Origin of the sequence: Pedobacter miscanthi, assembly GCF_032678605.1 — a bacterium.
GTDB lineage: Bacteria > Bacteroidota > Bacteroidia > Sphingobacteriales > Sphingobacteriaceae > Pedobacter > Pedobacter miscanthi_A.
On the sequence record NZ_JAVTSU010000018.1, the window covers coordinates 68,477 to 81,889 of the forward strand.

Genomic DNA, 13,413 nt, shown 5'->3' on the forward strand with positions numbered 1-13,413 from the left:
CTAAACCATTCGACTCAGGACTACCAACTCCTTTGTTATTTCCCCGCAATTTTTATAATAAAATTTACCCAATGGTTTCGGTTTAAAAAAACAAAACTTACATTAGCGATTAAATCTATATATCTAGTCGATGAGCAGATCGGCCAGACATGACCACCTATTATGGATAACCATTTTTTTGAACAAATATTTAAAAAACCGCTTGAGCAACCCAATATACCGCCTAATGAAGTCATATCCCAATGGGCTGAAAAACTGATTCAGGTACTTTTTCAAGAGAATGCGCCTAAAGTATTTTTAACGGTTGAAGAGGTTAAAGAACAAGTATCAGCTTTAAAACTTGAACTTTATGACATTATTTCGGCGAGTTGTAAACTGAGGAATAGCGAGTGTAAAAATGCAGCAGGACAATTTTTTATAGAACTGCCAGAACTTTACCGGGTATTAAATACGGATATTGTAGCCATTTACGAAGGTGATCCGGCGGCGCAAAGCAGGTTCGAGGTAATCAGGACTTACCCGGGTTTTTACGCCATTTGTTTTTATCGGATTGCGCATATATTGTATAATTTCGGCATTCCATTGGTCCCCAGGATACTTACCGAATATGCCCATTCTAAAACCGGAATTGATATCCATCCGGCCGCCAGCATTGGCGAATATTTTCACATCGATCACGGTACCGGAATCGTAATTGGCGAAACCAGCACGATTGGCCGTTATGTAAAATTATACCAGGGGGTAACGCTTGGAGCGCTAAGTGTTAAAAAAATACTGGCGGGCAGCAAACGCCATCCAACAGTAGAAGATCGCGTAGTGATTTACTCCGGAGCCACTATTTTAGGCGGCGAAACCATTATTGGGCACGATAGCATTATTGGCGGTAATGTATGGCTTACCGAAAGTATTCCGGCTTTTTCAACTGCATACCACTCTCCAATTATTACCATTAGAAACCATAAAGAAACCAATTAATATAATATAACATGGCAGGAATAATCGATCTGATCGGAAATACGCCAATGGCCGAGCTTCAAAAAATGAATATTAACCCGGCCGTAAGGGTTTATGCAAAATTAGAAGGCAATAATCCGGGCGGCAGCGTTAAAGACAGGGCCTCGCTCAACATGATCAGAAGTGCTATAGAACGTGGCGAAATAACACCAGGTACAAAATTGGTTGAAGCGACGAGTGGTAACACAGGCATTGCATTGGCTATGATTGCCAGTTTGTACAATTTAGAGATCGAACTCGTAATGCCAGCCAATTCTACCCGTGAGCGAAAGGTAACCATGGAAGCTTTTGGCGCTAAAGTAACTTTGCTTGAAAGTATTGAAGATTGCCGCGATTACGCAGAAGAAAAGGCCGAAAGTAAAGGATATTTCTTATTGAACCAATTCGCAAATCCAGATAATTACCTGGCGCATTATAAAACCACAGGACCTGAAATATGGAAAGATACAGAAGGGCAGATTACCCATTTTGTAAGTTCGATGGGTACAACAGGCACAATAATGGGATGTTCACGGTTTTTTAAAGAACAAAATAGCGAGATACAAATTGTGGGCTGCCAACCTACAGAAGGTTCATCAATACCAGGTATCAGGCGATGGCCGACAGAATACCTGCCAAAAATATTTGAACCAGAGCGTGTTGACCGGGTGATGGACATTGCTCAGGAAGAAGCAACAATCATGTCGCGCAGGATGGCTAAAGAAGAAGGTCTTTTTGCCGGGATGAGTTCGGGTGGTGCCTGTGCAGCTGCTTTAAAACTTGCTTCCGAGCTTGATCAGGGAACTATTGTATTTATTACCTGTGATCGTGGAGACCGTTACCTTAGTAGTGATCTTTTTGGCTAATCACCATCATCATTGTTCTTATCTGAGAGAAGGTTTTTTACCCTTTTGATGATGGTTTCCATTTCAAATGGTTTTTCAATGTAATCATCCCAATGTGTTTTATAATGAAAGCTGTTTTGAAAAACATTTCTTGACGACATTAATAAAATAGGAATAGGAGCATGTACAGATAATTTTAGCTCAGTACATATCGCGCGCCCTCCTATAGTACCTAATAAAGCATCAATTAAAATGATGTTTGGTGCAAAAGCACCTACCTGGGCATGTAAATCTATCGTGTTTGACAAACCCAGCACTTTATAACCTTCAAATTCGAAGATCATCTTTATCGCATCAAGCGTTGCATGATGATCTTCGATAATTAATATTTTAGTTTTTTTTAGGGAGCGCATTATAGGTATTTAGGGGTAGGGTTGGTTGTAGGTACCCCGCTTTTTAAGCAATAATTCAAATATTTTCGAATCTGTTTTGGTAAGGCTATCGAGCGAGTTGCGCAAGCTTTGGTTAACGAGACTGAGGTTGACAAACATGGTTCGCAAGGTTTCATTTTCATCCCTCAATTCCAAAAGTTCATTGGCTATACTGCCAAATTCCCTGATCCATGTATCAAAACAGTGCTTGTCTATGGCCAGTTCCGCAAAAATTTCTTCCGGTTCACGGCCATTGTAAAATTCCTGGATACTGCCAATAATTTGGGCAGGACTATTATTCGGTTTCATAGTTTGTTTAATATACTGCCGTGCCGGAGGGCAAATGGTCCCGCATTTACACCTCTGGTTACGCAGTAATATTTTTAAATGTTTTGTTTAAGAGATAGGGACAAAGGAATAGCAGCGTTAAGGCTAATCAAAATTTTTTTACTACGCAGTAATACGCAGTGTTTTTAAGTGCCTGACTTACAGTTGTAAAAATAAAATGTCATTATAGTTAACTTTCATGGGATATGGTTTTAATTGAATTAACGTTTTTAATAAGCCATGCCGTCAGTCGTGTAACAAATCATCCCGGATAAGACCGTTTCTGTCGACATGGCTAAAATTTGAGCACAATTCAGACAAATAAGATGAGTCTGTTTAGTTTGTACGGCATCGCACCGCTTGCACTCCTTTATGCTATATGCAAAGAGGGTGCGGCAGGTTCTTTTGCATCATACGCATTTCTACGCAACGCTACTCAAAAGGTTGTAATAAAGCGATTTAGGTGTTTCCTGAAAATTAATCGTTAAAATGACGTACAAGCCATATAGCGGATATTTTTGTATATTATTTAGGACGATTTGGTGAGGTTTAACACCCAAGCATGCATATTTGTTTCAGCATCTATACCTAATTTTTTGCGGATTCTATATTTGCGGCTTTCTACTGCCCTAACACTTAACCTGCAAGTACGGGCAATTTCTTTCGTATCAAAGTTTAACCTGATATAAGCACAAAGCTCCAGCTCTGCCAAAAGAAGCTGAGGAGAGATCTGGAGTAGTTCTGTTACAAATATGGTTTCCGTTTCCCTAAACCTTTTCATAAAAGAAGGATCACGTGATCGGGCTAATTCGGTAAGGGCTTTTAATGATAATTGCTCAGCTGGTTTTTCATGCTTTCGGTTAAGCTGTTCACGGTAGCCCTCCATTTGCTCGTGTAAAAGAATACGCTGCCTGCGGAAATGTGCATTGTGGCGGGCCAGTAACCGGAGCCGCTGTCCGAAAAGGCCTAAACTAATCAATATTCCTTCAATTATTCCGGCCAGGGTAAGCAGGTTAAAATTATAGGGTTGGAAAGGAATCAGTTCCATTAAACTAAAAACAAAATAAATGGAAACCAGGGCCACGGGGATCCAGCCAAATACATAACACCAGATGAGCAAGTTGTTTTTGGCATAGCCTCGTACAATAATTACCTGAGTGCTGCTAAAAAGAAAAAGTAGCGAGGTTAACAAAAATAAAACCTGTGTAAGTGCATTGGTAATGCTGCGTGCATCCCATAAAGAGCAGATCATGATCATGCCCCAACCAATCATCAGGGCAGTAAAAACGTTGTTAAGCTGTGGCAGTTGTCGCTTAAGTTTTAAAAAATAACGGTTAAACAAAATGGTACAGATGTAACCCAATGCAATAAAAAAATGGGCGTGTACCAAAATAAAACCGGCCACCTGTTGTCCGAGCAGTAATCCATAACCCTGCAGGTAACAAACCATTACAATAAAGTAAAGTAAGATTACCCTTGCCATATACAGGGCAAAAAGTTTACTCCTTGTAACAATGTACATAAAGGCATGAAAGATAAGGATCATTAACGCAATCCCTACATAAATAAGCTGCATACTGTAATCCTTAATAAGTGCATGGTTTAATACCGATTCAGTAACCAGCTTAACCGGTACCAGCAGGGTGTTCATGGCCCGCATCCTGATATAAATATCGCCAACTGGTGCCTTTACCTGTTGTAAGGGAAATACATAACCTGTACCGAGTGTAGCGTCGCTTTTTTGGAGATTAAACATGCCAGAGTTGATCGTATTAATCTTTCCTTGCATATCCCGGTAATATAACCTGATGGAATCGATATTTGCATAACCAATAAAGAGGTATGGAAGTGTTTGGCTGTTCCTTTTAAACCTCAGTTTCATCCACCATACTTTTCCGCTCGTACCACCATTAAAAATGGATGAAGTACCTTTTGAAAATTGCCCTGTTTTAAATTGTTCTACTTGTTCAAACGGTGTGTTTCCAAGGGTATCCTGCCAATAATATCCTGATTTGCCAACATTAACAAAAGATTGTTTCTCAACCTGAATAACGGGCTGTGCAAGGGATATACTGCTTTTTATAATAAAAGCGACAAGAAAAAAGATGGTCTTCATTAATAAACCAATGTAAAAGAGTTGGGATGACCTATTACAGGGGAGAAATTATGGCTTTATAATAGAAAAAACAAATTTTATCTTAAAAAAATGAACAATCCGGGATGATTTGCAGTTCATTACAAAAGTTGTATTTTAGAACCAAGCCAAAAACTTTATGCATCAACTGATTATACAATATGCTTTTTTACTTGCAGTAATTCTATTTGTGGTGATGCTGGCACAAAAAATCCGTGTGGCTTACCCCATTTTACTGGTAATTGCTGGTCTGGCATTAAGTTTTTTGCCCATTCTGCAGGATATTGAGATAGAACCAGACCTTATTTTCGTCATCTTTTTACCGCCTTTGTTATACGAAGCCGCCTGGAATACTTCGTGGAAGGATTTTTGGAAATGGCGGCGGGTAATCAGCAGTTTCGCTTTTCCAATTGTTATTTTCACTTCCACCATTGTGGCTTTTATTTCACGGAGTTTAATTCCGGGCTTTACTTTGGCCCTCGGGTTTTTACTTGGTGGAATCATTTCCCCACCCGATGCGGTATCTGCCTCAGCAATATTAAAAAATGTTAAGGTACCAAAAAGGCTCAGCACCATTCTGGAGGGCGAAAGTTTGCTAAATGATGCATCCAGTTTGGTGGTGTTTCGTTTTGCACTGGCTGCGGTAATGACGGGGAGTTTTGTGCTCAGTAAAGCGGCAGGGAGTTTTGTGATGGTTATTGTGATGGGAATTTTAATTGGCATTGCGGTAGCGCTGGTGTTTTATGCTTTGCACCGGTGGTTACCCACTACGACCAATATTGATATCATCCTAACTTTTTTAACGCCCTACGTGATGTACATGACGGCAGAGGAATTTCACTTTTCGGGTGTGCTGGCTGTGGTAAGCGGCGGATTGTTCCTTTCTGCACGCAGAGACCAGATTCTTACCCATAGGAGCCGTTTGCAGGGGATCAATGTTTGGGAAGCCGTCGCTTTTGTACTCAACGGTTTTGTTTTCTTGCTAATTGGTTTAGAATTTCCTGTGATTGTACATGGTTTAGGCAGTGATGGCCTTTTGCCTGCCATCCGTTATAGTGCCATTATCTGTTTGGTGTTAATTTTAGGGCGATTGGCCAGTACCTACGGCGCTTTATATTTTACACGTTTTATGAGCCATTTTATTACCACTGCCGATCCTAATCCAAATTGGAAAGCCTCATTACTTTTTGGCTGGGCGGGCATGCGCGGTGTAGTTTCCCTGGCGGCCGCACTTTCTATCCCAATAGCCTTAAAATCGGGCGCAGCCTTTCCCCAGCGTAACCTTATTCTGTTTATTACTTTTAGCGTAATACTGGTTACTTTAGTATTGCAGGGTTTAACATTGCCCTGGCTTATTAAATGGGTAAACATGCCCGATCCGGATTATACCGTTTCTTTTGAGCAGCAAAAACAAATGGTGAGGAAAAAACTTTCGGTGCTTTCGCTCAAAATTTTGGATGAAAAGTACCACGAAGCCCTCGAGCATAATGATATGATCAGATCGATAAAAATCCGTATTGAAGCCGAAATGGAATTGTTGAGGGATTGGGAGCAGGAAGAAAACACATTAAGAGCAGAAGGTTTTTATCACGACTACCGTTTAGCACTCGAAGATATTATAGCAGAACAACGTATCTTATTAAAGGGATTGAATAAAAAAGAACAGATTAATGACCTATTGGTAAAAGAACAATTGGAACTGCTCGATTTGGAAGAAGAAAAATTACGCAGACATTTTAGTCAGCGTGATGAATAATTAGGCCTAAGCCCATTATTTTAGCTGTACTTGATATTCATGATGTTTAAAACTTATAACTTGCCTCGCTATAAATAATCAGATTTAATAATATATTTGCTAATTAATTTAGTAAGTATATGTCGGTAAAGGTTAACATCACCTCAAAAGGAATACAAAAGGTATTAAAAAACTATAACGAGAAACAGGCTATTGCCGAGTACATCTGGAATGGTTTTGATGCCAATGCTGATACCATCGAGGTAAATTATGTTGCCAATGCACTTGGCCTTTTAGAAAGTTTAACCATTGCTGATAACGGTTACGGGATTAATTTTGAACGTTTACAGCAAAAGTTTGATCCTTTTTACGAATCCGAAAAATCGCTGCAAATTGTAGCTCCAAAACATACCTCAAAAATGCACGGACGTAACGGGGTAGGGCGGCTCACTTTTTTTACTTTTGCGCATGATGCCACCTGGCAAACGACTTATCAAGCTGGGCAGGGTTTTCGTTATGGCGAAATCAAGATCAGTACCGGCGGTTTAAACAGTTACAGTCACGATTTTACGGCTAAGCCAACCCATACCGGCCATACAGGAACTTCGGTTTCTTTTACTAATCTCCGCATTGGTGAGCAGGAAATGACAGAAATGGTATTGCCTTTTCTAATTAACGAATTTTGTTGGTTTGTGGAGCTGAACAAGCATAAAAATTATTCGATTATTGTAAATGGTGTAGCCCTTGATTTTAACAGTAATGTGAAAGTGTTAGAAGAATTTAATCTTTACTATCCCGATACCGCAATTACTTTTAAAGTTAAATATGTACACTGGAAAGAAAACCTGCATAAAGAACTTTCTAAATACTATTTTTTGGCTGGAGGAGAAGAAATTTATAAAGATTATACTACCCTGAATAAAAAGAGTGACGATTATTTTCATAGCATTTACATCGACAGTGATTTTTTTCGTGATTTTGATTTTAAGAGTTTCGAAAATGAAGGTCAGGTAGCCATATTTGGCGCTGCAAAATCTTCTCCCGAATACCGTTTTCTGATCAAAGAACTTACAATATACCTTAAAGAAAAACGCAAACCTTTTTTAAAGGAATATGCTAACCGACTGATTGAAGCTTACGAGCAGGATGGAATATTTCCATTGTATGCAAACGAAAGGGAAAAACAGTTTAGAAAACCCGAACTAATTACCTTAATTAAGGCTTTATGTGAATTAGAACCAAAATTATTCAATAGTTTAAATACCGACCAGAAAAAAACTTTGGTTCGTTTGATTGGTCTTTTAATGCATTCAGATCAGCGCGATGGGTTATATGAAATGTTTAGTGGAATGATGGAGCTTGAAACTGATGAGCAAAATGAATTGCTGCACCTTATAAAAGGCTCCGGGCCAGTAAAAGTTTAAGATGGTGTTTATTAATTATTTAGTAATTTGCTACCTGTAAAAAGAACCTTAGATGAAAAAATACCTGTTGTTGACCTGTATATTTTTAATGATTATAAGCTTCTTATCTGCAAAGCAGAAAAAGCGCAACCTCAACATCGTTTTTATTGGCAATAGCATTACCCAGGGCGTTCAATTAACCAATGCAGCAGATGCTCCACCCGCTTATGCGGTAGCTTATTTGTTGAAGCAAAAAGGAATTGATAGCGTTAACTTTAGCAATCAGGGACATAGTGGTTATACTACCCTTGATTTTTTACCTGCTGCGGGCCATACCTTTGCTAAGGTTGAGGATGCCGCAAATGCATTTTCTGATAAAGAAGCTTTACTCATTTTTTCAATTAAACTCGGTACTAATGATAGTGCCATTAAAGGGCCACACGGATCGCCGGTTTCGCCGGAGGATTATATCAAAAATGTAAAAACGATTGTAGATAAACTCTTAACCGATTTTCCGAAGGCGATTGTGGTGTTACAGCATCCTATCTGGTATAGTCCCAATACTTATAATGGTTCAAAATATATGGAAGAGGGATTATTGCGGCTACAATCCTATATTCCAAAAATCGACAGCCTTGTTGCAAATTATAGTGTAACCAATCCCAAACACGTTTTTGTGGGTGATAAAAAAGCATTTGCATATTTCAAAAAGCACCACATTACCGAGTTAATTCCGGAAAAAGGCCAGATTGGTACATTTTACCTTCATCCCAATAAATTAGGCGCTATTTCACTGGGTACATTCTGGGGTGAAGCCATTGAGCGGGTAGTGAAGAAGAATTTTTAAAAGTCCAGTAAATCTTTTGGATGGATGTCAAGTCCTTTGGCCAGCTCAAAAATAGTTGATAACTGAACATCGAATTTACCATTCTCGATTTTAGAAATATTGCTGTCGTCAATATCGCAGTTTCTTGCCATTGCACGTAAGCTCAAGCCCTTACTGTTTCTAATTTTCTTCAAATTGAAACCGAAATTATTCTGAATAACTGAGCCTTCCTTCTTAATCATCGAGGTTAAATAGTTGAGACCTCAAAGTCTCCAACTTATTTAAAATATTTGCGGTTATATATTACCGTATTTTAATTTATTTTTTTATATTTGATTTAATAACAAGGTATTAGTAAGTTGTTTAAGCCTGCATAATCTTTAGCTATTAAAGCGAAATCATATTAATTTCGTTTATACGCTACATCAGTTGTCGTTTATAAGGTTTTGCATCTGTTTTTTCTTTGTTTGTATTATTCGTATTAAAAATGAAACAGGAAACAAACGTAATCTGCCATCCGTTAGCCTTTTATCAAGGCCGTTTTCCTGTTATCCTCATTTCCCAAAATCATTCATTATCCCATGGTAGTATTTTACAGAAATGCCCTTTTAATTGGTTATATCCGTTAAAGCCAAAAAATCCAGTTTAGGCCCTATTTGCCCTATAGCAACAGTGAGTTTTGTTAAGGTTAATAATTTTTAATAGCTGTTGTTTATAGGGCATTTTTATCCCTATTTTCTTAATTAATAAAAAGGTTTAATCGCCAGCCAGTAGATCAGGATGTTTATTGGCTTGCGGAATTACGATTTCTGCCACTTTTTAATGGTGGCTGATGGGATCATATGGCCTAAAGTTAAAATTATTTCATTTAAATAAACTATGCGAAAAAGTATATTTTTTAACGTATGGGCATTGCTATGCCTAAAAAAAGGAAAGCTGTCAGTTGTTTTCTTTTCTCACAAGAACTTTAAAATATTCAGGTGTATCCAGGCTACATTTTTGTTTTTGTCATACGCTTGTTTTGCACAAAACGTAGCAATAGAACCTCTGAAAATAGGGGATAAGTTTCCTGAAGCGGTTTTAAATGTTTCATTCCCGCGGATAGCTAATGGATCTAAACCAGGCGACAGTTTACAGCTGAATCAATACAAAGGCAAAATTATCCTGCTCGATTTTTGGGCCTCCTGGTGTAGCACCTGTATTTATAAGTTTCCGCTGTTAGCAGAATTACAGCGAAAATACAAGGATGACCTGGTGGTTATTCTGGTTGATTCGAAAGAAACCAAAGATACGCCTGAGCGTATTTTGGGGATATTAACCGGAGTGAAAGCGCCATTCCAAAAAACAGCTTTACCATCTATTTATAATGATACCATCCTCACCAAACTCTTCCCACACCGTTTTCTGCCGCATTATGTATGGTTTGGTAAAGATGGAACCTTAAAGATGATTTCATCGGCCGAACTACTCAATGCCGAAACCGTAAATGCACTACTTTATCAGCCACTTAAAACGCCTCAAAAACCATGAAAAAACAACTAACAACCTTAATTCTAATTTTATGCTGTAGTTACAGTTATGCTCAATACCTGGTAAAAGGACGGATTTTAAATGTCGCAGATAGTACAGGGATATCAGGCGTTACGGTTAATTCTTTAACCGGTAGTTATAACACAGAAAGCGATGCGACTGGTAATTTTCAGTTGAATTTACCCGCCGGAGAATATGAATTTAACTTTACCCATATCGGTTATGCCAGGCAGAAAATGACCGTTAAAGTAACCGGATCTGTTAACCTGAATATATACCTGAAAACTTATACAAACGAACTTCAGGAGGTGGTGGTACATACCGGTTACCAGGACCTTCCTAAAGAACGTTCAACAGGTTCTTTTGTGAGCATTAGTGCTAAAAAGTTGAATGAGCAGTTTAGTACCGATGTATTAAGCAGGTTAGAAGCTGTAGCCAATGGCGTATCAGTTAATCATCGCTCGGGTACCAATGGTAAATTAATGGTGAGGGGCTTAAGTACCATAACAGGCCCTGGGCAGCCCCTTGTGGTATTGGATAATTTTCCTTACCAGGGCGATCTGAACAATATTAACCCCAATGATGTAGAAAGCATTACCGTACTAAAAGATGCGGCAGCAAGTTCGATTTGGGGAAGCCGTGCAGGTAATGGTGTAATTGTAATCACTACCAAAAAAGCAAAGGCAGGCCAGTCGCTGAACATCGATTTTACCGGAAATTTTAGTGTTACCCCAAAGCCGGATTTATATTATCTGAGTCAGATGAGTATACCTGATTTTATTGCGGTTGAGCAATTTTTGTATGGCAAAGGTTATTATAATTCCAAAATTAACTCCAGCTCCAAACCACCCTTGTCGCCTGTTGTAGAATTGTTGGTGGCCAATAAAAAAGGAACGTTAAGCAATCAGGGGCTACAGGATGCTTTAGCTATGCTTAATCAGGGCGATACCCGACGCGATATGCTCCAAACCAATTACCAGAACGCCATTAACAGGCAATTTGCTTTGTCTGTAAGAACAGGAGGGAAGATAACTGACTGGACTTTTAGTGCAGGCTACGATGCCAATACTTCATCTTTAGCCGCACAGAGCAGCAGGTTAAATTTAAACAGTTACAACATAATCCGGTTATATCCATGGTTAACCATGGATGTAGGATTGCGCTTAACTCAATCAAACAATGGCAATGGCAAGGCTGGTTATAGCGATATGGGCAATAATTCCAATGTAATTTATCCATATTTAAGTTTAGCCGACGCCAATGGAAATGCCCTGCCTGTTGCGAAAAATTATAGCCTTTCTTATTTGAATGGATTAAATTATAATCTCCTGTCCGACTGGAAATACTATCCTTTAACTGATTATCTGGAGAATGATATTGCGCAGACTACCAGGGATATGGTAAGCAATTTTGGCTTAAATGTGAATGTATTTAAAGGTTTTAAGGCTAGTGTGAAATATCAATACGAACTGCAACAGGTATATGGAAGGAGCGTTTTTGGCGCAAATAGTTTTACTGCCAGGAATTTAGTAAATACATTTACACAGATTCCAAATACCGGAACAGCAATTTATAAGGTACCTAAAGGTGGATTGCTTGATGAAACCGAAAGTTTGCTAAGGGCACAGAGCCTCCGTGGACAGCTGGCTTACAGCAGAAATTTTGGAGTGCACGAAGTGAGTGTTATTGCCGGCGCGGAATTAAATGAAAACAGGATTAATAGCTCGGGCAGCAGGTTATTTGGCTACAACGACGAAAATACTACATTTAGCTATCCCGATTTAAGCAATACCTACCCGAATTATGTAACAGGTGCTTTAACTTTTATTGATAATGGCCGAACCGATAGGCAGTTATACCTTAACCGTTTTGTTTCTTATTACGGTAACGCTGCCTATACTTATAAACAACGTTATACATTATCGGCCAGTGCAAGGAAAGATGCTTCCAACCTGTTTGGCCTTAATGCCAATGATAAATGGAAACCCTTATGGTCGGCAGGATTGGCATGGAACATGACCAATGAAGATTTTTTTAAAGTTAACTGGGTACAAGCACTCAAGTTAAGAACGAGTTATGGTTTTAGCGGAAATGTTGATCAAACTAAAGTAGCCGTAACCACATTAATGGGGAGTGTGATTTCGCCATATACGGGTACTGTAGAAGCAAGGTTTAGAGATTTTGCCAACCCCGATTTGCGCTGGGAGCAGGTGGGGACTTTTAATTTAGGTGTCGACTTTTCATTACTCGGTAACAGGCTATCAGGCAGTATAGAAGTATATAATAAACGTGCAATCGATTTGTATGGCTCCAGTCCGGTTGATTATACTGCCGTGCCAACCACAATCCTTTTTAAAAATTCGAGTTCAATGCAGGCAAGAGGGTTGGATTTTTTATTACAAAGTAAAAACATCACCGGTAAGTTTAACTGGTTTACCGATCTAAATTTTAGTTTGTATCGCGATAAGGTTTTAGAAGTTTATCAATCAGGCACAAACGGCAGCTCTTATCTAAACAGTGGTAATGCGATTATAAATGCTAAGGGTTATCCGGTATTTGCCATGTTTAGTTACAGGTGGGCAGGCCTTAACCCTAAAAATGGAAATCCACAAGGTTATTTAAACGGCAATGTTTCTGCCGATTATAATGCTATTGTTGGCGAAGGTACAAAGCTGGATGATCTGGTTTATAATGGCCCTATATTTCCAACAGTTTATGGTAATTTGGGTAATACATTTAGTTATTTAAACTTAAGTTTAACCTTAAGGCTGAGTTATAAATTTGGCTATTGTTTTAAACGTACCAGTATTGATTATGGTAAACTTTACAGTGCAGGCACCAGCCATGCTGATTATGCTTTGCGTTGGCAAAACCCGGGCGACGAAAATTTTACCGATGTGCCATCAATGGTATACCCGGCATTAAGTAGCAGGGATAGCTTTTATGCTTCAAATGAAACCTTGATAGAAAAAGGCGATCATATCCGAATTGCTTACATTTCAGTAGCCTATCAGCTAAATAAAGAAAAGCTAAAAATACTGCCCTTCAAATCAGTTCAAATTCAGGCCAATGCTTCAAACCTTGGTATTGTATGGCGCGCAAATAAAAAAGGTTTAGATCCCGATTATTCCACATCAACTATTCCACCATCAAAATTTTTCAGTATAGGACTGCGTGCAACATTTTAAA

The 13,413-nt window shown here is 38.8% G+C and carries 11 protein-coding genes; 7 read left to right on the forward strand and 4 right to left on the reverse strand.

The features are described from left to right. Positions 1-162 precede the first annotated feature (162 nt). Together R2R28_RS22940 and cysM are read left to right on the forward strand one after the other, a co-directional pair. The gene (locus R2R28_RS22940) at positions 163-975 is read left to right on the forward strand and encodes a serine acetyltransferase (RefSeq protein ID WP_316827988.1); all 813 of its coding nucleotides are present in this window, start codon (positions 163-165) and stop codon (positions 973-975) included. An 11-nt stretch (positions 976-986) separates the two neighbouring features. Next, complete coding sequence (cysM, locus tag R2R28_RS22945) at positions 987-1,859, forward strand: cysteine synthase CysM (protein WP_316827989.1); 873 nt, start codon at positions 987-989, stop codon at positions 1,857-1,859. Here cysM and R2R28_RS22950 read toward each other — a convergent pair. The 3 genes from R2R28_RS22950 to R2R28_RS22960 all read right to left on the reverse strand — a co-directional run bounded on the left by R2R28_RS22950 (position 1,856) and on the right by R2R28_RS22960 (position 4,712). Next, the gene (locus tag R2R28_RS22950) at positions 1,856-2,251 is read right to left on the reverse strand and encodes a response regulator transcription factor (protein ID WP_316827990.1); all 396 of its coding nucleotides are present in this window, start codon (positions 2,249-2,251) and stop codon (positions 1,856-1,858) included. The genes cysM and R2R28_RS22950 overlap by 4 nt on opposite strands. Before the next feature lie 9 nt (positions 2,252-2,260). Then, positions 2,261-2,578: a hypothetical protein gene (locus R2R28_RS22955; protein ID WP_316827991.1), complete on the reverse strand. Its 318-nt coding sequence runs from the start codon at positions 2,576-2,578 to the stop codon at positions 2,261-2,263. 547 nt (positions 2,579-3,125) lie between these two features. Continuing rightward, positions 3,126-4,712 (reverse strand): 7TM-DISM domain-containing protein, encoded by a 1,587-nt coding sequence (locus R2R28_RS22960; RefSeq protein ID WP_316827992.1) that lies wholly within the window; start codon positions 4,710-4,712, stop codon positions 3,126-3,128. Between the two features lie 157 nt (positions 4,713-4,869). On the opposite strand from R2R28_RS22960, the gene R2R28_RS22965 reads away from it, so the two are divergent. From R2R28_RS22965 to R2R28_RS22975, 3 genes are all read left to right on the forward strand, one after another. Beyond that, positions 4,870-6,486, forward strand: coding sequence for a Na+/H+ antiporter (locus R2R28_RS22965; protein WP_316827993.1), 1,617 nt, complete (start codon positions 4,870-4,872; stop codon positions 6,484-6,486). A 119-nt stretch (positions 6,487-6,605) separates the two neighbouring features. Continuing rightward, the gene (locus R2R28_RS22970) at positions 6,606-7,889 is read left to right on the forward strand and encodes an ATP-binding protein (protein WP_316827994.1); all 1,284 of its coding nucleotides are present in this window, start codon (positions 6,606-6,608) and stop codon (positions 7,887-7,889) included. 52 nt (positions 7,890-7,941) lie between these two features. After that, entirely contained in the window at positions 7,942-8,715 is a 774-nt protein-coding gene (locus R2R28_RS22975) for a GDSL-type esterase/lipase family protein (protein WP_316827995.1), read from the forward strand. Here the strand turns inward: R2R28_RS22975 and R2R28_RS22980 are convergent. Further along, positions 8,712-8,936 carry a helix-turn-helix domain-containing protein gene (locus R2R28_RS22980; protein WP_187595127.1) on the reverse strand — a complete coding sequence of 75 codons (225 nt, stop codon included), beginning with the start codon at positions 8,934-8,936 and terminating at the stop codon, positions 8,712-8,714. The genes R2R28_RS22975 and R2R28_RS22980 overlap by 4 nt on opposite strands. Before the next feature lie 637 nt (positions 8,937-9,573). Between R2R28_RS22980 and R2R28_RS22985 the strand changes: the two genes are divergently transcribed. Then, complete coding sequence (locus tag R2R28_RS22985; RefSeq protein WP_316827996.1) at positions 9,574-10,224, forward strand: TlpA disulfide reductase family protein; 651 nt, start codon at positions 9,574-9,576, stop codon at positions 10,222-10,224. Beyond that, complete coding sequence (locus R2R28_RS22990) at positions 10,221-13,412, forward strand: SusC/RagA family TonB-linked outer membrane protein (protein WP_316827997.1); 3,192 nt, start codon at positions 10,221-10,223, stop codon at positions 13,410-13,412. Before R2R28_RS22985 ends, R2R28_RS22990 begins: the two co-directional genes overlap by 4 nt. The last annotated feature ends 1 nt before the right edge of the window (position 13,413 follow it).